Origin of the sequence: Aromatoleum toluclasticum ATCC 700605, from assembly GCF_000378245.1 — a bacterium.
GTDB lineage: Bacteria > Pseudomonadota > Gammaproteobacteria > Burkholderiales > Rhodocyclaceae > Aromatoleum > Aromatoleum toluclasticum.
In genome coordinates, this window is sequence record NZ_KB899516.1 from 15,446 (window position 1) to 37,581 (window position 22,136).

A 22,136-nucleotide genomic window follows, 5' to 3' on the forward strand; every position below is an offset into this window, starting at 1 on the left:
GATGGCAAACATACTTATCGTTGACGACGAAGTCGGTATCCGCGAACTGCTCTCGGAGATCCTGCGCGACGAAGGCCACGACGTGGCGCTGGCGGAGAACGCCGCCGCGGCGCGTGCGTTGCGCAATGCGCGGCGTCCCGACCTCGTGCTGCTGGATATCTGGATGCCCGATACCGATGGCATCACGCTGCTGAAGGAATGGTCGGCCAACGGCCAGCTCAACATGCCGGTCGTGATGATGTCGGGACACGGCACGATAGACACTGCGGTCGAGGCGACGCGCATAGGCGCGATCGACTATCTGGAGAAGCCGATCGGCCTGCAGAAGCTGCTGTCGGCGGTCAAGCGTGGCTTGCAGCGCCCGGCCGCGCCCGGCGCGCCTGCACCGCTGACGCTCGCGGCCTTCACGCGCTCGGCGCCGCTGCGCGAGCTGCAGCGCCTGGTGCAGCAGGTGGTGGTGAATTCGCGCGTGCTGTTGCTGCGCGTGGGCCAGGGCAGCATCGCGGAGCTGGCCGCACGCAGCGTGCAGCCGAAGGCGTCTCCGTGGCTGGATCTCGCCGCCGTGTCGGCGCCGCTGGACGTGAACCAGCTGCAGGCCTGCCAGGGTGGGGTGCTGTTCGTCGCCGAGCTCGCGCGCCTGTCGCGCACGCAGCAGAAGAACCTCGCGTTTGCACTGGAGCGGTTGGAGCGCTACGACCTGCGCCTCGCCGTCGCGACCGACCACACGCTGGAGTCGCTGGTGCGCGAAGGCTGGGAGGAGTCGCTCGCGGTCCGCCTGTTCGAGGTGAGCCTCGCGCCGCCTTCGCTCGCGGACGTGCGCGACGATCTGCCGGAAATCGCCGCGCAGCTCCTGCTGCATCTCGTGGAGGCCGGCGAGGTGCCGCGCCGTCACTTCTCGACGGCGGCCCTGAACGCCCTGCGCGCCCAGCCCTGGCCGGGCGGCTACGCGGAACTGCGTGCGGCGGTGAAGTCGCTCGCACTGGGGACGCTGGACGAGGAGATCGCGCTGACCGACGTGCGCAGGCTGCTGATCCCCGCATCGGAGGGGGCGGTCGCGGTATCGCTCGACCAGCCGCTGCGCGAGGCGCGCGAGGCCTTCGAGCGCCTGTACTTCGAGCATCACCTGCGCCTCGAAGGCAGCAACATGACGCGGCTGGCGGAGAAGAGCGGCCTCGAGCGCACGCACCTGTACCGCAAGCTCAAGCAGCTGGGCCTGCACGGCAGCCGGCGCACCGAGGAAACCTGAGGGCGACAGAGGGCAACTGAGGCGGCCGCGCAACAGTCCCGCTGCGGGGGCCGGCAGCTCGCGTAGAATCAGGCATCCTTAATGTACGGGGCGTCTGTCAGGTGAAGATCATCATCCTCGGGGCGGGCCAGGTCGGTGCGTCGGTGGCGGAGAACCTCGTGTCCGAGGCCAACGACATCACGCTGATCGACAGCAACGCGGAACACCTTGAACCGCTGCGTGACCGCCTGGAGTTGCGCACCGTGTGCGGCAACGCCGCGTCGCCGACGGTGTTGCGCGAGGCGGGGGCGGACGACGCCGACCTGCTGATCGCGGTGACGCAGTCCGACCAGACCAACCTGTGCGCCTGTCGCGTCGCGAAGACGCTGTTCAACCTGCCCACGCGCGTCGCACGCCTGCGTTCGAGCGATTTCGTCGATCATCCCGAACTGCTCGATGACAACAACTTCGCGGTCGATTTCTCGATCTGCCCGGAGCAGATCGTCACGGACTACATCAAGCGCCTGATCGCCTTCCCCGAGGCGCTGCAGGTGATGGAGTTCGCCGGCGGGGTGCTGAGCCTGATCTGCGTGCGCGCCTTCGAGGGTGGGCCGCTGGTGGGGCACCCGCTGAAGGCGCTGCGCTACCACATGCCCAACGTCGAGGTGCGCATCGCGGCGATCTACCGCGGCGACGGCGAGGCGATCATCCCCGAGGGCGACACGATGATCCTGCCCGGCGACGAGGTGTTCTGCCTTGCCTCGACGGTGCATATCCGCCAGGTGATGCGCGAGATCCGGCGCGAGGACCGGGCGATCCGGCGCATCATCATCGCCGGCGGCGGCAACATCGGCCTGCGGCTGGCGCGCGGCATCGAGGACGATCACAATGTCAAAGTCATAGAGCTGGATCGCCGCCGCGCGGATGTGCTCGCGAGCCAGTTGCATCGCGCGCTGGTGCTGCGTGGCGATTCGACGGACGAGAAGCTGCTCGAGAACGAGGGTATCGACGAGGCCGACATGTTCCTTGCGCTGACCAACGACGACGAGGACAACATCATGTCCGCGTCGCTCGCCAAGCGCATGGGGGCGCATCGGACGCTGGCCCTGATCAACCGCCGCAGCTACGTCGACCTGGTGCAGGGGGGGCCGATCGACATCGCGATCTCGCCGGCCCAGACTTCGATCGGCTCGCTGCTGCAGCACGTGCGCCAGGGCGACGTGGTGGCGGTGCACAGCCTGCGCCGCGGCGCGGCCGAGGCGCTGGAGATCATCGCGCACGGCGACCGCAAGGCGTCCAAGGTCGTCGGCAGGGCGATCGAGGACATTCCGCTGCCCACGGGGGCGACCATCGGTGCGATCGTGCGCGACGAGAAGCGCACGGACGGCAAGGTGACGCGCCGCGTGGTCGTGATGCCGCACCACGATACGGTCGTCGAGAGCGGCGACCATGTGATCGTGTTCTGCACGCACAAGAAGCTCGTGCGTCAGGTTGAGAAGCTGTTCCAGGTCGGATTCGGCTTCCTATGATGCGGCGCGGCGCCCACCCGGTGCTCAACGCGCTGGGCATGATCGTGATGCTGTTCGCGATGCTGATGTTGTTCCCGCTCGCCGTGTCGTGGTCCATCGACGACGGCGCGGTGCTTGCCTTCGACCAGGCCGTGCTGATCACCCTTGCCGCCGGACTGCTGATGTGGCTGCCGACGCGCGGCCGCACCCGCGACCTGCACACGCGCGACGGCTTCCTGCTGGTGGCGCTGACCTGGGTGGTGATGCCGGTGTTCGGTGCGCTGCCGCTGCTCGACTTCATCCCCGACCTGTCGGTGACCGACGCGTATTTCGAGGCGGCGTCGGGGCTGACGGCGACGGGCGGCACGGTGCTCGTCGGGCTGGAGCACCTGCCGATCTCGATCAACCTGTGGCGCACCTTCATGCACTGGATCGGCGGCATGGGCGTCATCGTGCTGGTGGTCGCGATCCTGCCGCTGCTGGGCATCGGCGGCCGGCAGCTGATGAAGGTCGAGGTGCCGACGCCGATGAAGGAGCAGAGCCTGACGCCGCGCATCGCCGAGACCGCGAAGGGCCTGTGGCTGACCTACTGCCTGCTCACGGTGGCGTGCGCCGTGAGCCTGTGGCTCGCCGGGCTGGACGGCTGGGACGCGATCATCCACACCTTCAGCGTCGTCGGGCTGGGCGGCTTTTCGAGCAAGGATGCGTCGCTGGGGCACTTCGACAGCGTGTCGGTGGATATGATCGTGATCGTGTTCGCGCTGCTGTCCGGCCTGAACTTCGCAACCCACTACCTCGCGTTGGCGCGCCGCAGCCTCAAGCCCTACCTCGCCGACCCCGAGCTGCCGTTCTACTTCGCGACGCTTGCGCTGAGCACCATCGTCCTCACCGCCTACCTCGTCCGCTTCGACGTGCATGCGGATTTCCTCAGCACGCTGCGCTACGTCGCCTTCCACGTCGTGTCGATCTCGACCTCGCTCGGGCTGGCGACCTACGACTACACCCTGTGGCCCATGTTCGCGCAGCTCTGGGTGCTGTTCCTCGGCAGCTTCATCGCGTGCTCCGGTTCGGCCGGTGGCGGCATCAAGATGATGCGCGCGATGATCCTGTACAAGCAGGTGTTCCGCGAGATCGTGCGTTCGCTGCACCCGCACGCGGTGCATCCGGTGCGCATCCGCAACCAGCCGGTGTCGGACGACATCCTGCACGCGGTGCTGGGCTTCAGCTTCATGTACATGGTGACGATCGTGTCGCTGACGCTGCTGCTCACGGCGACCGGGCTGGATCTCATCACGGCCTTCTCCGGCGTCGTCGCCTGCCTCAATAACACGGGCCCCGGCCTCGGCGCGGTCGGCCCGGCGTCGACCTACCAGGGGCTGACCGATTTCCAGACCTGGGTGCTGAGTTTCACGATGATCCTGGGCCGTCTCGAGATCTTCACCTTATTGGTGGTGATGACGCCGGTGTTCTGGCGGCGCTGAGCCGCGGGCGCTTTCGGGGCGACGCACAGAAAGCAGACTGAAAGCGATTTTGTGTTGAATGCCTCCACCCGGCCGCAAGGGCGCGGCCGAGGATCGGATTGTCAGACTCACCGGAGGAGCACAATGCACAAGAAAATCATCGCTGCGGCCATCGCGGCGCTCGTCGCCGTCCCGTTCGCAGCACAGGCGCAGAGCGCGTCGAACGTCACGATCTACGGTCTGCTGGACCTCAACCTCGCGCGCGAGTGGGCAGGCGACGAGGAGCGCGTCGGCGTCGATCACGGCGAGCTCAACGGCTCGCGCCTCGGCTTCAAGGGCAGCGAGGCGCTGGGCGGCGACCTGAATGCGATCTTCACGATCGAAAGCGGCTTCGATCCCTCGACCGGCACGGCCGAGCAGGGCGGGCGGCTGTTCGGGCGCCAGTCCTTCGTCGGCCTCGAGAGCGCGACCTGGGGCCGCCTCACGCTGGGCCGCCAGTACTCGCCGGCCTTCGTCGCGATCGACCCCTTCGATGCCACCGGCGCGGCCGACCGCAGCCCGGGCCTGCTCGTGCGCAAGACGGGCGGCATCAAGCCGGCCTACGAGACGCGCTTCGACAACATGGTCAAGTACCGCTCGCCGAGCTTCTCCGGTCTGGAGTTCGACCTCGGCTACTGGCTGGGCGAGAAGCGCGGCAACGGCGATGCGATGAAGGAAGGCAACGGCCACGGCATCACGGCGCTGTACAAGAACGGCGCGCTGGCGGCTTCGCTCGTCACGCAGAGCGTGTATCGCAACGCCACCGGAGGCCGCGTGCGCACCAGCGGCGGCGGCCTCGCCTACGACTTCGGCTTCGTGAAGCCCTACCTCGCCTACACGCAGGACAAGGAAAGCGGCTCGGTCGGCAGCGGCAAGGCGCGCACCTTCGACATCGGCGCCGAGATCCGCGTGACCGGCACGGATACCGTGGCCTTGAGCTACGCCAAGCGCGACGAAAGCAATGACGTCGCGGCCGAGGACGCGCACGGCTGGTCGGCGTATTACATGCACGACCTGTCGAAGCGCACGACGCTCTACGCAGCGTACTCGCAGCTCACCAACAAGGACAACGCCAACTACGCGCTCGGCAACCTCACGCCGGCCGCCGGCGACGACCCGCGCGTCGTGATGGCGGGTATCCGGCACAGGTTCTGATCCGGCAGATCCTTTCCTCTTCGCGCGTGATGCGCGCGAGCTTGCCCCCGGCGCTGCGGTTCGCGGTGCCGGGGGTTTTTCGTAGTTGTGTGCGTCAAGTTGTGCAATTTGGGTTGAGCACGGCGCTGAAAGCGGGTGCGGCCTCACGCGGCCAGCCGCGGATCAGGGGGCGGGGAAGAGCGTGTGATGCCATTTGCGCAGGAAGTCGCGCCGCTTGACCTGGTCGAGATAGGTCATCAGGCCGGGGCCGATCGGAATCGGGCGGAAGGCGCCACCGAGCTGGCGGCGCAGCTCGGTGGCGGCGGCATCGTCGGGCACGTCGTCACGCACCGAGAAGAAGCCGGGGTTCTGCGCCAGCAGCTGCTGGCCCTCGCGCGACAGCACGTAGTCCAGCCATAGCCGCGCGGCGTTCGGATGACGCGCGCCGCGCGCGATGAAGGCGACGCGGCTGAGCACCAGCGTGTAGTCGCGCGGCAGCACGACGCCGATCGCGGGGTCCTGGTGCGCGCGCAGCAGCGCGTAGGAGCCGAGCACGTTGTAGCCGATCAGCGCTTCGCCGGAGGCGATGCGGTCCAGCATTTCGGTCGTCGATGCGAGCGTCGCGGTGCCGGTGCGGCCGAAGGCCTCGGCGAGCTTCCAGAACACGACCGGATTCGCGATCACGTCCTGCGTGTGCAGCATGAAGCCGAGGCCGGACGTCGAGGGTTCGTAGGTCGCGAGCTTGCCGCGGAAGCGTTCGGGCTGCTGGGCGAGCACGCGCAGCAGGCCGGCGTGCGTCGCGGGCATCTCGGCGGGGGTGAGCAGCTTGCGGTTGTAGGCGATCGCGACGGGTTCGAAGGTGGTGCCGAAGGCCTCGTTCTTCCACACCGCCCACTCCGGCAGTGCGGCGGTCTCGGTCGAGCGGTAGGGCTGGGCGTAGCCGTCGTTGACCAGCTTGATCTGCAGGTCCACCGCCGAGCTCCACAGCACGTCGGCCGCGGCGCCGCGCGCGGTCTCGTCGAGGAAGCGCCGCGACAGCTCGCCGCTGTTGAGGTCCTCGTATTCCACGCGCACGCCCGGGTAGCGCTGCTCGAAGGCGCGGATCAGAGGCAGGGCGATGCGCTCGTCGGTCGCGGCATGGACGATCACGCGGCCCTCGCGCACGGCCGCTGTGTAAAGCGTCCCGTCGCGCTCGGCGTGCGCGCCCGCGGCCGGCAGCACGCAGGCGCAGGCGAGCGCGGCGGTGCGGAGCAGACGGGGCAGGAAGGGGCTCAATTCGGTTCCTTGCGGCGGATTGCAGTGGTGCACGGCGGTTTTGCGCGGCGCTCGCATTTGCGGCACGATGATCCGTCCAACAGCTTTCGATTCACTTTCAGCCGATGCGCCTGCTGCTCGTAGAGGATCATACCGAACTCGCGGAATGGGTTTCCAAGGCGTTGGTGCAGGCGGGCTACGCGGTCGACGTGATGCGGCGCGGCGACCATGCCGACCACGCGCTGCTCACCCAGCCCTACGACCTCGTCGTGCTCGACCTGTCCCTGCCCGGGCTGGACGGGCTGGAGGTGCTGCGGCGCCTGCGCGGGCGCGATGCGACGCGCACGACCCCGGTCATCATCCTGACCGCGCGCGGCGCGACCGAGGACCGCGTGAAGGGCCTCAACCTCGGCGCCGACGACTATCTGCCCAAGCCTTTCGAACTCACCGAGCTCGAAGCGCGCATCAAGGCGCTGTTGCGCCGCGCGGGCAACCTCGTGCCGACGGTGCGGATAGGCCGGCTGGAGTTCGACCTCGGCTCGCGTCTGGCGACCGTCGAAGGGAAGCCGCTGGCGCTCACGCCGCGCGAGCTCGCGGTGCTCGAAGCGCTGATCGCGCGCCAGGGCCGCCCGCTCGCGCGCGAGGTGCTGTTCGAGAAGGTGTTCAGCTTCGACGAGGAGGCGCGCCCCGAGGCAATCGAGATCTATGTGCATCGCCTGCGGAAGAAGCTCGAAGGCTCGGGCGCGGCCGTCACGACGCTGCGCGGGCTGGGCTATCTGATCGGCGAGGCGGCCGGTGAGGATCCATGCGCCCGTCGCTGAGCCTGCGCGGGCGCGTCGCGCGCTGGCTGCTGCCGACGCTGCTGATCCTGCTCGCGATCAACGCCGTGCTGTCCTACCTGGGCGCGCGCCAGGCCGTCAATCGCGCCTACGACCGCTCGCTCACGGCCTCGATCCGCGCGATCGCGGAGCAGGTGCATTCGCTGGAAGGCGAGATCACCGTCGACGTCCCCTATTCGGCCTTCGAGGTGTTCGAGGCCGGCGTGCAGGAGCGCGTCTTCTACGCGGTGGTCGCGCCCGACGGGCGGCTCGTGACCGGCTACGACGACCTGCGCCCGCCGCGCATGCCGCCCGAGGACGGCACGCTGGTGCTGGGCGAACTCGAATACCGCGGCGAGGACGTGCGCATCGGCGCGATGAAGAAGCGCCTGTACGACCCGGCGCTCGCCGGCGGCGACGCGGTGACCATCGTGTTCGCCGAGACCGCCGAGTCGCGCGTCGCGCTCGCGCGCGAGCTCTTCTTCGACAGCCTGCGCCGCCAGCTGCTGCTGGTCGGGCTGGGCGCGCTGATGCTGGTGCTGGCGCTGGGCACGGCCTTCCGCCCGCTGGTCGAGCTGCGCGACGCGGTGCAGCGGCGCGCCGAGGACGACCTCACGCCCGTGCCCACGGGCAACGTGCCGAGCGAAGTGCAGCCGCTGATCGGCGCGATCAACCACCACATGGAACGCCTCTCCGCGATGCTCGCCGCGCGCCGCCGCTTCCTCGCCGACGCCGCGCACCAGATCCGCACGCCGCTCGCGGTGCTCAGCACCCAGGCCGAGTTCGGCGCGCGCCAGGGCGATCCGGGCGAGATGCGGCGCATCTTCCAGAGCCTGCTGACGACGATACGCAGCACGCGGCGCATGGCCGACCAGATGCTGGCGCTGTCGCGCGCCGAGCCGGCGAACGGGCTGATCCAGGAGCAGGAGGCGGTGGACCTCACCGACATCGCGCGCGAGGTTGCGCTGGAGCTCGTGCCGGTGGCCTTGAAGAAGCGCATCGAGCTTGCGTTCGAGGGTAGCGGCCCCGCGACCATGACCGGCAACGGCGCGATGCTGCGCGAGCTGGTCGCCAACCTCGTCGATAACGCGATCCGCTACAGTCCGCCGGACACCCAGGTTGTCGTCGCCACCGGCGCCGGTGCGGGCAGCGTGATCCTCGCGGTCAGCGACGAGGGGCCGGGCATTCCGCCCGAGGAGCGCGAGAAGGTCTTCCTCCGCTTCTACCGCATCCTCGGCCAGGGCGGGCCGGACGGCAGCGGCCTGGGGCTCGCGATCGTGCGCGAGATCGCGCTCGCGCACGGCGGGGAGGTGAGGCTCGCGGACGCGGCCGGGGAGCGGGGCTTGCTGGTGGAGGTGGAGTTCCCGGCGGAGGGCGCAAACCCGTAGGGCGGGAGGAGCCGGAGGCGTATCCCGCCATCCGCGGGTGGAGCGTGGCGACACGGCTGCGTGGCGGGCTGCGCTGCGCTCCTCCCGCCCTACGAATGGCGAAGCCGCCACGCGCGCCGTCTCAATGCGCGACCGCTTCCTGCGGCACGCGCCGCGCGTCGATCGCCTTCATCACGCGCGGACCGATGAGCATCGCCGCCGCCGCCACCCACAACCCGATCGCGATCGGGCTGGCGAACAGGATGGACGGGTCGCCGTCGCTGATCGACAGCGCGCGGCGCAGGTTCTGCTCCATCATGTCGCCCAGCACGAAGCCGAGGATGAAGGGCGCGATCGGGAAGTTCATCACGCGCAGCAGGTAACCGAGGCCGCCGATCAGCGTGCCGAGGATCAGGTCGAAGGTCGTGCCATGCACCGCATACACGCCCACCAGCGAGATCGCCGCCACTCCCGGCACCAGCAGCCAGTTCGGGATCGACAGGAACTTCACGAACACGCGGATCAGCGGGATGTTCATCACCAGCAGCATCACGTTGGCGATGAAGAGCGAAGCGATCAGGCCCCACACGATCACCGGCTGGTCCTGGAACAGCGTCGGGCCTGGAGTGATGTTGTACAGCGTCAGCGCGCCTATCATCACCGCGGTGGTGCCCGAGCCCGGCACGCCCAGCGTCAGCATCGGCACCAGCGAACCGTTGGCCGACGCATTGTTGGCCGCCTCCGGCGCCGCGACGCCGCGGATGTCGCCCTGGCCGAACTGGTGGTCCTTGCCCGCCATGCGGCGCTCGGCGGCGTAGCACATCGCCGACGCGATGGTCGCGCCCGCGCCCGGCAGCACGCCGATGAAGAAGCCGGACAAGGCCGAGCGCAGCATCGTCCACTTCGCGAGCATGAACTCCTGGGTGTTGAACATCAGGCGGCCGGTGACGCTGATCGGCTCGCCCGCGGCGTGCGCGTTCTGCAGCATCAGCATCAGCTCGCTGACCGCGAACAGGCCGATGACGATGACGATGAAGGGGATGCCGTCCTGCAGGTGCAGCAGGTCGAAAGTGTAGCGATAGATGCCGCTGTTCGAGTCGATGCCGACCGTCGACAGGAACAGGCCGATCAGGCAGGCCGTGAGCGCCTTGGGCAGCGAGTCGCCGACCAGGCCACCGAGGCAGCACAGCGCGAGCACCATCAGCACGAAGTATTCGGCCGGGCCGAAGGCGATCGCCCATTCGGCGAGCAAGGGTGCGAAGGCGACGATGCCGATGGTCGCGACCAGCGCGCCGATGAAGGACGCCAGTGCCGACATCGACAGCGCGGGCCCCGCGAGGCCCTTCTTCGCCATCGGATAGCCGTCCAGCGTCGTCATCACCGCGCCCGCGTCGCCGGGTACGTTGATCAGGATCGCGGAGATGCGCCCGCCGTACTCGCAGCCGGCATACACCGCGCACAGCAGGATCAGCGCCGACTCGGGCGGGAGCTTCATCGCGAAGGCGATCGGCAGCAGGATCGCGACGCCGTTGATCGGCCCCAGGCCCGGCAGCAGGCCGACGATGGTGCCGAGGAAGCAGCCCACCAGCGCGATCATCAGGTTCTCGGGCGTGCCGGCGACGGCGAAGCCCTGCATCAGCAGTGACAAGGTTTCCATGACTTACCCCAGAATGCCGTTGAGCCACAGCCCGGTCGGCAGCGCGACGTCGAGCAGGCGGTCGAAGAAGATGAACATGCCGACGCCCAGCCCGAGGCCGCCGGCGACGCTCTGCTTCCAGCTGCCGCCGAAGAAGCGCGCGACCGGGATCGTCATCAGCGCGGTCGCGACGATGAAGCCGAGCTTGTCGAACAGCAGCGCGTATGCGAGCACGATGAGGAACAGCGCGCCGATGCGGCGCAGCACGGGGGGCGGGGCCCACACGGTGTCGCTTGTCTTTTCCCGCATCAGCATCACGGCGCACACGCCCAGCAGGGCCAGCACCAGCAGCGGGAAGGCGCGCGGGCCGACCGGTTCGTAGGACACCGGCGGCCGCAGATCCCAGCCGATCCAGATGCCGGCCAGGCTCATGAGCAGCAGCACGCCGCCAAAGATTCTTTCGCTCATGGCGAACTCCAGAAGGCGCCCGCGCAGCGAAGGACGGGCGCGGGTGTTGTCAAAGCGGCAAGCGAATACATCGGTTCGCCCGAACGGTTTTCAGATGCCGGGTCAATGGCGTGGATTACTGGCCGGCGAGGCCGAATTCCTGCGCCAGCAGCGTGTAGCGCTTCACTTCCTTGCCGACGTAGTCGGCGAGCTTGTCGCCCGTCAGGTTGAACGGGAACAGCCCGCGCTCGGCACGCAGCTTGTCGAACTCGGGCGATCCCAGCATCTTGTCGAAGGACCCGAGCCACCAGCGGTAATCGGCGTCCGACACCTTGGGCCCGACGTAGTAACCGCGCGCGATCGTCCACTCGACCTTGTAGCCCTGCTCGATCGCGGTCGGGATCGCGGTCAGCTCGCCCGGCAGGCGCTCGGGCGACAGCACCGCGAGCACGCGCACGCGACCGCCCTTGAGGTGCGCGGCGACTTCGGACGCGTCGCCGGTGTAGGCCTGGACGTGCCCGCCCATCAGCGCGGTCATCGCCTCGCCGCCGCCTTCGAAGGCGACGTAGCGCATGTTCTTGTAATTGACGCCGGCCTCGCGCGCGATCAGCGCGGACTTCATCCAGTCCTGGCTGCCGACCGAGCCGCCCGCGCCGTAGACGATCTTGCCGGGGTTCGCGCGGGTCGCTTCGATCAGGTCCTTGAGGTTTTGGTAAGGCGAGTCCGCGCGCACGATCACCGCGCCGTAGTCGGCACCGACCGCGGCAACCCACTTCACGTCCTTCTCGGTGTATTTGCCGAACTTGCCCAGCGCGAGGTTGAGGATGGAGCCGCCCGAGAACGCGACGACGGTGCCGCCTTCGGCCGGGCGGTTGGCAATCACGGTGTTGTACGCGACCGCGCCGATGCCGCCGGGCATGTAGGTGACGCGCATCGGCGCGTCGAGGTATTTGCCGTTCTGCAGCGCGCTCTGCACCAGCTTGCAGGTCAGGTCGAAACCGCCGCCGGGCTTGGCCGGGGCGATGCACTCGGGTTTTTCGGGAGCGGCGAAGGCGCTGCCGGCGAGCACGCAGGCGGCGAGGGCGAGTACGGATTTCTTGAGCATTTCAGTCTCCTCCGGATGTGGATGTCGTCGAGCCCGACGCGAGCGGGCGCCGGCTTGATGCGCACAGTAGGGAGGAGGGCTTTCGATTCGCTTTCAGTGCCGCGCCGGACTTCAGATCGGCAACTCACAATTTTTTCACGCCCGCTCGGATAGAGTTCGGCGACTTCAATGGCGAGCCGGCCACGGACGACCGTGATAGCCGCCGCGGAGAGGGGGCCGGACGCGCGCACCCGATCCGCAAGCGCACGCCCACCGATTGGATGCCTGTCTGCATGAACGCCACAAACGCCCTGCCCTCCGACCAGATTCCCTGCCGTGGGACAGCCCCCACGATCAGGCAGCACCTGATCTTCACCTTTTCCTGCGCGCTGGCCCTGCTGGTGCTGTACACGCTGCTCCGGGGGGCGCTGCTCGCATACAACCGCGAGCTGATCGCGACGAGTTCGACGGCGGCCCTGCTCGAAGCCTTCTACAACGGCGTCCGTTTCGACCTGCGCGTGGTCGTGTTCGCCTGCACGCCGCTGCTGCTTTCGCTGCTCAGCGCGCGTGCCATGGCGGCGCGCGGCCTGCATCGCCTGTGGCTCACGGCGGTCGCCAGCGTGACGCTTTTCCTCGGCCTTAGCGAACTCGACTTCTACCGCGAGTTCCACCAGCGCCTGAACAGCCTCGTGTTCCAGTATTTCCAGGAAGACCTCGGCACGGTCGCGAGCATGCTGTGGCACGGCTTTCCGGTCGGCCGCTATCTGCTCGCCTGGGCGCTTGCCACCTGGCTGCTGCACAGGCTGTTCCGCGCCCTCGACCGGTTCAGCGGACCTGCCCCCGCGACGGCGGCTCGCGCCGGGCGGCCCGCGAGCCCGCCGCGCTGGTCGCGGCGCATCCCGGTGTTCGTCGTCTGCCTGCTCCTCGCGGTCACCGCCGCACGCGGCAACCTGCGCCAGGGCCCCCCTCTGCGCTGGGGCGATGCCTACACGACGGATTCGATGTTCGCCAACCAGCTCGGTCTCAACGGCACCCTTACGCTGATCGATGCCGCCCGCAACAGCTTCTCCTCCCACCGCGACAACGCGTGGAAGCCCACCATGCCCGACCCGGAGGCGCTGCAGGCCGTGCGCGAGATGCTGCTGACGCCCTACGACCGCCTCGTGTCGCCGGACAAGGCCGCGATCCGCCGCGATTTCACGCCGCCGGTCGAAGGCACGCTCCCGGTGAAGAACGTCGTCGTGATCCTGATGGAAAGCTTCGCCGGCCATTACGTCGGCGCGCTGGGCAGCCCGGCCGGGATCACGCCCTATTTCGACAAGCTGGCGAAGGAAGGACTGCTGTTCGACCGCTTCTTCTCGAACGGAACGCACACGCACCAGGGCATGTTCGCGACCATGGCGTGTTTCCCCAACCTGCCGAGCTTCGAATACCTCATGCGCACGCCCGAGGGCGCCCACAAGTTCTCGGGCCTGCCGCAGCTGCTCAGTGCGCGCGGCTATGACGATCTCTACGTATACAACGGCAACTTCCAGTGGGATAACCAGTCGGGCTTCTTCAGCAACCAGGGCATGACGACTTTCATCGGGCGCGAAGACTTCGTCGCTCCGGTCTACATGGACCCGACCTGGGGCGTGTCCGACCAGGACATGTTCGATCGCGCCGTCGCCGAGCTGGACAAGAACTACGGCGACAAACCCTTCTACGCGCTGCTGCAGACCCTCTCGAACCACACCCCGTATGCGCTGCCCGCGAAACTCCCGGTCGAGCGCGTCACGGGGCACGGCACGCTGGACGAGCACCTGACCGCCATGCGCTACTCCGACTGGGCGCTCGGGCAGTTCTTCGAGAAGGCGCGCAAGTCGCGCTACTTCAAGGACACCTTGTTCGTCATCGTCGGCGATCACGGCTTCGGCAGCGACGACCAGCTGACCGAGATGGACCTGTTCCGCTTCAACGTGCCCCTGCTGATGATCGCGCCCGGCATCCAGGGCAAGTTTGGCGCGGTCCGCCACACGGTCGGTACGCAGATCGACATCGTGCCGACCATCATCGGCCGCCTCGGCGGCGAAGCGCGTCACCAGTGCTGGGGCCGCGACCTGCTCAACCTGCCGGCCGGCGACCGGGGTATCGGCGTGATCAAACCCTCCGGTGGCGACCAGACGGTTGCCGTCGTCGGCGACGACCGCATCCTCGTGCAGCCGAAGGGCTTCGCGCCGCGCCTGTACCGCTATCGCCTGGGTGCGGACCCGAAGGCGGAACGCATCCCGGGCGACAGCGACCCGCAGCTGCAGAGAGACCTCGACGCCTTCCTCCAGAGCGCGACGAAGAGCCTGCTCGACAATACGGCCGGCGTCCGGGACGGCATGCCCGACAAGAACTGAGGGAAACGCCGGAGCGGATCGGGCCGGAATCATCCGGTCGTTCCGCCCGCCCCGGCCGGACCCGGGAAGGTGAGCGCGATGCCGCAGCGCAGCCTGCGGCGTCTGATCGTGCCAGTGCCGGGGCAAATGGCCCGATCCGCCGCCGCGTTCGGCATGACGGCTGAAAAACGGCGATAATTACGGTTTGCGCCCGCATCGGGCAGATTTGAGGACCAAGCCGTGACCCGCCTGCAGAACGACACTTTCCTGCGCGCCCTGCTGCGCCAGCCGACCGACTACACGCCGCTGTGGCTGATGCGTCAGGCGGGGCGCTACCTGCCCGAGTACTGCGAGACCCGCAAGCGCGCCGGCAGCTTCCTGAACCTGTGCAAGAGCCCGACGCTGGCCTGCGAGGTCACGCTGCAGCCGCTCGCGCGCTACGACCTCGACGCCGCGATCCTGTTCTCCGACATCCTCACCGTGCCGGACGCGATGGGCCTGGGCCTGTACTTCGCCGAAGGCGAGGGGCCGCGCTTCGAGCGCCCGCTGCGCGACGAGTGGGAGATCCGCAACCTCGCGATCCCCGATCCGCACGCCGAGCTGCAGTACGTGATGGACGCAGTCGCCGAGATCCGCCGCGCGCTCAATGGCAGCGTGCCGCTGATCGGCTTCTCCGGCAGCCCGTGGACGCTCGCCTGCTACATGGTCGAAGGCGGCTCGTCGGACGACTACCGCAAGGTCAAGGCGATGGCCTACTCGCGCCCCGACCTGCTGCACCACATCCTGTCGGTCACGGCCGATTCCGTCGTCGCCTACCTCAATGCGCAGATCGAGTCCGGCGCGCAGGCCGCGATGGTGTTCGACTCCTGGGGCGGCGTGCTGTCGGAAGCGGCCTACCACGAGTTCTCGCTGCCCTACCTGAAGCGCGTCGTCGACGGCCTGATCAAGGAGCGTGACGGCGAGCGCGTGCCCAACATCGTGTTCACCAAGGGCGGCGGCCTGTGGGTCGAGAGCATCGCCGATATCGGCTGCGACGCCGTGGGCCTCGACTGGACCATGGACATCGGCCGCGCGCGCAAGCTCGTCGGCGACAAGGTCGCGCTGCAGGGCAACCTCGACCCCAACGTGCTGTTCGCGCCGCCCGAAGCCGTCGCGCGCGAAACGAAGCGCGTGCTCGATTCCTTCGGCAACCACCCCGGCCACGTCTTCAACCTCGGCCACGGTATCTCGCAATTCACGCCGCCGGAATCGGTGTCCGTGCTGGTCGACACCGTGCACGAGCACAGCCGCAAGATCCGCGCCGGCGCCTGAGCGACCTGCGGCAGTACCTGAACCCCGGCCGGGACGCGCAGTGCGCACCCCGCCGGGGTTCCCTTTTCAGGGTGCGAAATCGTCGCGACGGCACCGCACCGCTGCGGGCGTGCAGCCGGAGGTCGCCGTATCGCCCTTGTCAAGCGGAAAAAGATGCGTTGACCGCTTGACTTATGCACAACAGGCCTGGCTTGAAGCCAAATGCTGCATGGAATTGGGGCTTATTCACCAAATATCATAAGTGATTGAAAATTAATGAATAAAATTTTGCCTACTGTTAAGGCAAAGTGACAGAAAGGCAGATGGGGCGCCGGGTTGACCGGGTTTCACCCACGCTATCAACAAAGTTATCCACAGGATTTGTGGACAAGCCCCGTAAGGGTTTCGCGGCAAAGATTTACTCTCCGTTCCGCACAACGAATTTAACAATCATCCGTAAATATCTGATTTTTAAATAAAACACGCTAAAAGCACCAGATCCGAATGCCCATCGTCCGCGTCGCGCTGCCCGTCCCGCTGCCGCAACTCTTTGATTATTCATCGCAAGACGCATGCGATGAGGATGTCGGCCGCTGCGTGCGGGTGCCCTTCGGACGGGGCGAAAAGAGCGGCCTGATCGTCGCGCTGGTCGCGGAATCCGAGGTCGAGCCCGCACGCCTCAAGACGGTGCGTCACATCCAGCGCGAGGTCGCCCCCCTGCCGGCGGACTGGCTGGACCTCGTCGCCTTCGTCGCGCGCTATTACCACGCGCCGCTCGGCGAAGTGGTGGCGCTCGCGCTGCCGCCCGGCCTGCGCCGCGCCGATGCGGTGAGCGACCGCGAGAGCGATCCCCTGGTGGACCTGAGCGAGGCAGGGCACGCGGCGCTGGCGGAGGCACGCCGGGCGAGCCGGGCGCTGGCCCTGCTCGGCGAGCTGCGCGCGGCCGGCGTGATCCGCCGCAGCGCCGCGCGCGAGCTGCCGGCCGGCGCGGCGCTCGCCGACGCGATGAAGCGCGGCTGGGTCGTCGCGGTGCGCGGCGCGGACCCGGCGATGCCGGCGGCGAACCGTCCCGAGCTCACCGACGAGCAGCGCGCCGCGGTCGAGGCGGTCTCGGCGGCGCCCGAAGGCTTCGCGCCCTGGCTGCTGCAGGGCGTCACCGGCAGCGGCAAGACCGAGGTGTATCTGCGTCTGGCCGAGCGTGCGCTCGCCGCCGGGCAGCAGGTGCTGATGCTGGTGCCCGAGATCGCGCTCACGCCGCAGCTCGAATCGCGTGTCGCGAACCGCTTCCCCGCCGCCTGCGTGGTGAGCCTGCATTCGGCGCTCGCCGAAGGGGCGCGCTCGCGCGGCTTCGTGCAGGCGCTCGAAGGCCGCGCCGACATCGTTCTGGGCACGCGCCTGTCGGTGTTCGCGCCGCTGCCGCGCCTTGGCCTGATCCTGGTCGACGAGGAGCACGACGCGTCCTACAAGCAGCAGGAAGGCGTGCGCTACTCGGCGCGCGACGTCGCGGTATGGCGTGCGCACCAGCGCAAGGTGCCGGTGGTGCTCGGTTCCGCGACGCCTTCGCTGGAGAGCTGGCAGCATGCGCGCCACGCGCGCTACCGCAGCCTGCGCCTCGACGCGCGCGCGCTTGCGAGCACGCTGCCGGCGGTGCGCCGCATCGACATACGGCGCATGAAGCTCGACGAGGGCCTCAGCCCGCAGCTCAAGACCGCGATCGGCGAACGGCTCGCGCGCGGCGAGCAGAGCCTGGTCTTCCTCAACCGCCGCGGCTACGCGCCGGTGCTGTCCTGCCCCGCCTGCGGCTGGGTGAGCCAATGCCCGCATTGCTCGGCCAACCTCGTCGTGCATCTCGCGGACCGCCGCCTGCGCTGCCACCACTGCGGCTGCGACACCGAAGTGCCGCACCACTGCCCGGTGTGCAACAACCAGGACATCCAGCCCTTCGGCCGCGGCACGCAGCGCGTCGAGGCACGCCTCGCCGAGCTCTTCCCGGAAGCGCGCGTGCTGCGCGTCGACCGCGACTCGGCGCGCACGCGCAGCCAGTGGGAAAGCCTGCTCGCGCAGATCGCCAGCGGCGAGGCCGACATCCTCGTCGGCACGCAGATGATGGCCAAGGGGCACGACTTCCCCCAGCTCACGCTGGTCGGCGTGATCGGCGCCGACGCCTCGCTGCACGCGGCGGACTTCCGCGCGCCCGAGCGCCTGTTCCAGCAGCTGATGCAGGTCGGCGGGCGGGCGGGGCGCGCGCACCTGCCGGGCGAGGTGCTGGTGCAGACCGAGTACCCCGATCATCCGCTGTACCGCTGCCTCGTGAAGCACGACTTCGACGCCTTCGCCGCGAGCGCGCTGGACGAGCGCCGCGCCGCGGGTTTCCCGCCCTTCACCTTCCAGGCGATGCTGCGCGCCGACGCGCCGATGCTCGACGACGCGATGCAGTTCCTCGCCCACGCGCGCCGCCTCGCGCAGGAGATGGCGCCCGCGGGCCTGCGGGTGTTCGATGCGGTGCCGATGCGCCTCACGCGCCTCGCGCGGCGCGAACGCGCCCAGCTGCTGGTCGAGGCCGACGAGCGCGCGCCGTTGCAGGGCTTCATCGGCGCCTGGATCGAGGTGCTGCGCGCGCAACGCACGTCGCGCGAGCTGCGCTGGCAACTGGACGTCGATCCGCTGGAGGTGTGAGAGGCGGCGCACGAGGCTTCCGTGCCCGGGCGTCTGCGCCTATCATCGCCCGGATCCTGTTCCGGCGCAGCTGCGGCCGGCCTGAACGCACTCGCCGTCACGGATCGGGCGACGCAAGGAGAAGGCATGGTTCACGGAAGGCTGCCCTTAGCCGCGATCGGCGCGGCGATGCCCGCTCGCGCAGGCCTGGCATGAGGCCCGACGGGAAGTTGCGCCTGCGCGTGATCCGCGATGGCCGCCGCATCAGTGGCGTGCGGGTGGACAACGCCCGGCCGCAGGTCGCATCGGCGCTCGTGGGCCGCAGTGTCGATGAAGCGCTCGCGCTTATCCCGACGCTCTTCGACCGGTGCGTGCGCGCGCAGGGCATCGCGGCGACCGCGGCCTGCGTCGCGGCCGGGGCGCCGAATCTCGTCCGCGCCGAAGCGTGGGCCGAGGAACGCACGCTCGCGACCGAATGCGTGCAGGAGCACCTCGGGCGCCTGATGCTCGAATGGCCGGCCCTGTTCGGCCATCCGCCACGCAGCGAGCGCTTCGCCGAACTGGATCGCTGCCTGGCGAAACTCGACGACGCGCGCGCCGCCTACGAACTGGGCGGCGACCTGCTCGACCTCGTCGTCGTCGAACTCCTCACCGGCTTCTTTCGTGCGGCCCGCGAACCCAGCGGCCTGCGCGAATTCGTCGAACGCGCGCGGCGCGGCGGTTCGGTCGGCGCCGCGCTCGCGGACCTGATCGAGATGGGTTCCTCGACGCCCGAGGGCGAGGCCGTGCCGCTGCTGCCGGCGCTCGCCGCGGGTGCGTGGGCGCGCGAACTGGGCGGCGTGCCGTCGGCCGCGTTCTGCGCCGCGCCCGTGCTGTTCGGCCGTGCGCACGAGACGGGCGTGCTCGCGCGCCATGCCGGCTCGATGATGGTGCACAACCTCCTCGCACACCGCCACCGCATCGCCGCGCGGTTGTTCGCGCGCGTGGTCGACCTGTCGGACTGCGCGAGCCGCCTGCGCCATCCGCTCGCGTCCGACATGCCGGTGCTGGTCGATGCCGCGCCGCTGGGCGAAAACGCCGGCCTGGCCTGCGTCGAGACCGCGCGCGGGCTGCTGATGCACGCGGTGCGCCTCGACGGGGATCGCATCGCCGAGTACGCGATCATCGCGCCGACCGAGTGGAACTTCCACGCCGACGGCCCGTTCGTGCGCGAAGGCTGCGGCTGGGAGGCGGACTCGGACGAGGCCGCGCTGCTGCGCCTGAGGGCGCTCGCGCTGTCGCTGGACCCGTGCGCCGACTACGAGATCGCGTTCGAGGATTTGCCCGGTGCATGAGATGTCGCTCGCCGAGAGCGTGCGCGGCATCGTCGAGGACGCCGCGCACGCGCAGGGGGCGAAGCGCGTGAAGACCGTGGTGCTGGAGATCGGGGAGCTGTCCTCGGTGGAGGCCGAGGCGCTGCGTTTCTGCCTCGACGTGGTGCTGCGCGATTCGATTGCGGACGGGGCGGCGCTCGAAATCGACGCGGTGCCCGGGACGGGCTGGTGCCTCGCCTGCGACCGCAGCGTGCCGCTCGCGCAGCGCTACGACGCGTGTCCCGAGTGCGGTGCTTACCAGGTCAGGCCGACCGGCGGAATGGAGATGCACGTCAAGGAAATCGAGGTCGAGTGAAGTAGAAATATTGGGCGGGAGGAGCGCATCCCGCCATGCGGCGGTGGAGCGGCCTCCGACGGAGGGATTGGCGGGATAGGCCTTCGGCCCCTCCCGCCCTACGGTTCGTGCAGGAAACGAGAGGACGGAGCAGGGCATGTGCACGGTATGTGGTTGCGGTGCAGGCGAAGTGAACATCGGCGGTGCGGGGTTTTCGACGCGCGCGCGCCCGAAGCAGGGTGCGACGCGCGGGTGGAAGGCGGTCGCGGGGCAAGCGTCCGCGCCGGACGCGAGTCCAGCCGAATCCGAACACATCCACGCCGTCGACCACCACCTGCACTTCGGTGCCGGCCCCGCGCATGCGCACGCCCCCGGCCTCACGCAATCGCAGATGGTGAAGATCGAGCGCGACATCCTCGGCAAGAATGACGCCCGTGCGGGCGAGAACCGGCGGGCGCTCGCCGCGCGCGGCATCTTCGCGCTGAACCTCGTGTCCAGCCCAGGCTCGGGCAAGACGACGCTGCTCGTGCGCACGCTGCGTGAGCTCGCCGGCCGCATTCCCGCGGCGGTGATCGAAGGCGACCAGCAGACCGAATTCGATGCCGAGCGCATCCGCGCGACCGGCGTGCCGGCGCTGCAGATCAACACCGGCAAGGGTTGCCATCTGGATGCCGACATGGTCGCGCGCGCGCTCGCGGAGCTGCAGCTCGCCGACGACAGCCTGCTGCTGATCGAGAACGTCGGCAACCTCGTGTGCCCGGCGGCCTTCGATCTCGGCGAGGCGCACAAGGTCGCGATCCTGTCGGTGACCGAGGGCGAGGACAAGCCCTTGAAGTACCCAGACATGTTCGCCGCGGCCGACCTGATGCTGCTGAACAAGGTCGACCTGCTGCCGTATCTCTCCTTCGACGTCGAGCGCGCGATCGCCTACGCGCGCCGTGTGAATCCGGCGATCGAAGTGATCCGGACCTCGGCGACCAGCGGCGAGGGCATCGCGGAATGGCTCGCGTGGCTGGAGCGGGGGATGGCGAAGGCGCGGGCCGCTCGCCGGACGGCCTGCCCGGGCTGACTCCCATGAATGCTGCCGACCTCCCGCCTTTCGCCGCGTCGGTCCCGCTCGCGCTCGACGGCCCGCCGGTGCTCGCCTTCGGCGCGTGGTTCAAGAACGCGCTGTGCCGCGTGCAGGACGGCGTCGCGCTGATGGGCGACACGGTCGGCGACCTCGACAGCCCCGAAGCCTGCGCCCGCATGGACGCGCTGGCCGACGCGCTGCTCGCATCCGGCCCGCCCGCCGCCGTCGCGCACGACCTGCACCCCGACTTCCATTCCAGCCGCCGCGCCGTGGAGCTGGCGGATCGCTTGGGCGTGCCGGCGATCGCCGTGCAGCACCATCACGCGCACGTCGCCGCGGTGCTGGCGGAGCACGGGCACCGCGGCCCGGCCTTGGGCCTAGCCCTCGACGGTGTCGGCCTGGGCACGGACGGCACGGCCTGGGGCGGGGAATTGCTGCGGGTCGAGGGCGCGTCCTTCGAGCGCCTCGGCCACCTCGCGCCGCTGCCGCTGGCCGGCGGCGACCGCGCCGCGCGCGAACCGTGGCGCATGGCGGCGGCCGTGCTGCACCGCCTCGGCCGCGCCGACGAGATCGCGACGCGCTTCGCCGCGCAGCCGGCCGCGCCCATGCTTGCACAACTGCTGAATCGCGCCGCGCTGTGTCCGCCGACCTCCAGCCTCGGTCGCGTGTTCGACGCCGCGGCGGGGCTGCTGGGCCTGTGCCCGGTGATGCGCGTCGAGGCGGAGGCGGCGATCGCGCTGGAGCACGCGGCGGCCGAATATCTCGATCGAATCGGCGAACTTCCCGCCGAGCCCGCCGGCTGGACGATGGATGGGGCAGGGCGCCTCGACCTGCTGCCCCTCCTCGCCTCGCTCGCCGACGAGCCTGACCTTGCCCGCGGCGCCGCGCGCTTCCACATCACGCTCGCCGCCGCGCTGGACGAATGGGTCGCCCGCGCAGTCGCGGACAACGGCCTCGACGTCGTCGCGCTGTCCGGCGGCTGCCTGCACAACCGCATCCTGTCGCAGCGCCTCGCCGCCCGCCTGCGCGCGCGCGGCCTCACCGTGCTCGAAGCGCAGCGCCTGTCGCCCGGCGACGCCGGCCTCGCGCTCGGCCAAGTGTGGGTGGCGCTACACCATCTGAATCACGGAATCTGAC

The 22,136-nt window shown here is 69.2% G+C and carries 17 protein-coding genes; 13 read left to right on the forward strand and 4 right to left on the reverse strand.

The window, feature by feature from the left end; genetic code table 11:
• Window position 1 precedes the first annotated feature (1 nt).
• The 4 genes from F464_RS0126295 to F464_RS0126310 all read left to right on the forward strand — a co-directional run bounded on the left by F464_RS0126295 (window position 2) and on the right by F464_RS0126310 (window position 5,387).
• The gene (locus tag F464_RS0126295; protein ID WP_018992857.1) at window positions 2-1,246 is read left to right on the forward strand and encodes a sigma-54-dependent transcriptional regulator; all 1,245 of its coding nucleotides are present in this window, start codon (window positions 2-4) and stop codon (window positions 1,244-1,246) included.
• Window positions 1,247-1,347: 101 nt separating this feature from the next.
• Window positions 1,348-2,754, forward strand: coding sequence for a Trk system potassium transporter TrkA (gene trkA / locus F464_RS0126300; protein WP_018992858.1), 1,407 nt, complete (start codon window positions 1,348-1,350; stop codon window positions 2,752-2,754).
• Entirely contained in the window at window positions 2,751-4,214 is a 1,464-nt protein-coding gene (locus F464_RS0126305; protein WP_018992859.1) for a TrkH family potassium uptake protein, read from the forward strand. Before trkA ends, F464_RS0126305 begins: the two co-directional genes overlap by 4 nt.
• Before the next feature lie 123 nt (window positions 4,215-4,337).
• Complete coding sequence (locus tag F464_RS0126310; protein WP_018992860.1) at window positions 4,338-5,387, forward strand: porin; 1,050 nt, start codon at window positions 4,338-4,340, stop codon at window positions 5,385-5,387.
• 162 nt (window positions 5,388-5,549) lie between these two features.
• Here F464_RS0126310 and F464_RS0126315 read toward each other — a convergent pair whose 3' ends face one another.
• Window positions 5,550-6,641: an ABC transporter substrate-binding protein gene (locus F464_RS0126315; RefSeq protein ID WP_040395809.1), complete on the reverse strand. Its 1,092-nt coding sequence runs from the start codon at window positions 6,639-6,641 to the stop codon at window positions 5,550-5,552.
• A 104-nt stretch (window positions 6,642-6,745) separates the two neighbouring features.
• Between F464_RS0126315 and F464_RS0126320 the strand changes: the two genes are divergently transcribed.
• Both F464_RS0126320 and F464_RS0126325 read left to right on the forward strand, forming a co-directional pair.
• Entirely contained in the window at window positions 6,746-7,441 is a 696-nt protein-coding gene (locus F464_RS0126320; RefSeq protein WP_018992862.1) for a response regulator, read from the forward strand.
• Window positions 7,426-8,826, forward strand: coding sequence for a sensor histidine kinase (locus F464_RS0126325; protein ID WP_018992863.1), 1,401 nt, complete (start codon window positions 7,426-7,428; stop codon window positions 8,824-8,826). Before F464_RS0126320 ends, F464_RS0126325 begins: the two co-directional genes overlap by 16 nt.
• A 121-nt stretch (window positions 8,827-8,947) precedes the next feature.
• On the opposite strand, the gene F464_RS0126330 is transcribed toward F464_RS0126325, so the two are convergent.
• From F464_RS0126330 to F464_RS0126340, 3 genes are all read right to left on the reverse strand, one after another.
• Window positions 8,948-10,462 carry a tripartite tricarboxylate transporter permease gene (locus F464_RS0126330; protein ID WP_018992864.1) on the reverse strand — a complete coding sequence of 505 codons (1,515 nt, stop codon included), beginning with the start codon at window positions 10,460-10,462 and terminating at the stop codon, window positions 8,948-8,950.
• 3 nt (window positions 10,463-10,465) lie between these two features.
• Window positions 10,466-10,909, reverse strand: a complete 444-nt coding sequence (locus tag F464_RS0126335) for a tripartite tricarboxylate transporter TctB family protein (RefSeq protein ID WP_018992865.1) — start codon at window positions 10,907-10,909, stop codon at window positions 10,466-10,468.
• Window positions 10,910-11,024: 115 nt separating this feature from the next.
• Entirely contained in the window at window positions 11,025-11,993 is a 969-nt protein-coding gene (locus F464_RS0126340; protein ID WP_018992866.1) for a Bug family tripartite tricarboxylate transporter substrate binding protein, read from the reverse strand.
• Between the two features lie 272 nt (window positions 11,994-12,265).
• Between F464_RS0126340 and F464_RS0126345 the strand changes: the two genes are divergently transcribed.
• The 7 genes from F464_RS0126345 to F464_RS0126375 all read left to right on the forward strand — a co-directional run bounded on the left by F464_RS0126345 (window position 12,266) and on the right by F464_RS0126375 (window position 22,135).
• Entirely contained in the window at window positions 12,266-14,356 is a 2,091-nt protein-coding gene (locus F464_RS0126345) for an LTA synthase family protein (protein ID WP_018992867.1), read from the forward strand.
• Between the two features lie 219 nt (window positions 14,357-14,575).
• Window positions 14,576-15,646 carry a uroporphyrinogen decarboxylase gene (gene hemE / locus F464_RS0126350; RefSeq protein ID WP_018992868.1) on the forward strand — a complete coding sequence of 357 codons (1,071 nt, stop codon included), beginning with the start codon at window positions 14,576-14,578 and terminating at the stop codon, window positions 15,644-15,646.
• A gap of 483 nt (window positions 15,647-16,129) precedes the next feature.
• Window positions 16,130-18,301, forward strand: coding sequence for a primosomal protein N' (locus F464_RS0126355; protein WP_018992869.1), 2,172 nt, complete (start codon window positions 16,130-16,132; stop codon window positions 18,299-18,301).
• A gap of 191 nt (window positions 18,302-18,492) precedes the next feature.
• Entirely contained in the window at window positions 18,493-19,614 is a 1,122-nt protein-coding gene (locus tag F464_RS0126360) for a hypothetical protein (RefSeq protein WP_018992870.1), read from the forward strand.
• Window positions 19,607-19,948 (forward strand): hydrogenase maturation nickel metallochaperone HypA, encoded by a 342-nt coding sequence (hypA, locus tag F464_RS0126365; protein ID WP_026296347.1) that lies wholly within the window; start codon window positions 19,607-19,609, stop codon window positions 19,946-19,948. Before F464_RS0126360 ends, hypA begins: the two co-directional genes overlap by 8 nt.
• Window positions 19,949-20,084: 136 nt before the next feature.
• Window positions 20,085-20,996: a hydrogenase nickel incorporation protein HypB gene (gene hypB, locus F464_RS0126370; protein WP_018992872.1), complete on the forward strand. Its 912-nt coding sequence runs from the start codon at window positions 20,085-20,087 to the stop codon at window positions 20,994-20,996.
• Between the two features lie 5 nt (window positions 20,997-21,001).
• Window positions 21,002-22,135 carry a Kae1-like domain-containing protein gene (locus F464_RS0126375; protein WP_051092369.1) on the forward strand — a complete coding sequence of 378 codons (1,134 nt, stop codon included), beginning with the start codon at window positions 21,002-21,004 and terminating at the stop codon, window positions 22,133-22,135.
• Window position 22,136 lies beyond the last annotated feature (1 nt).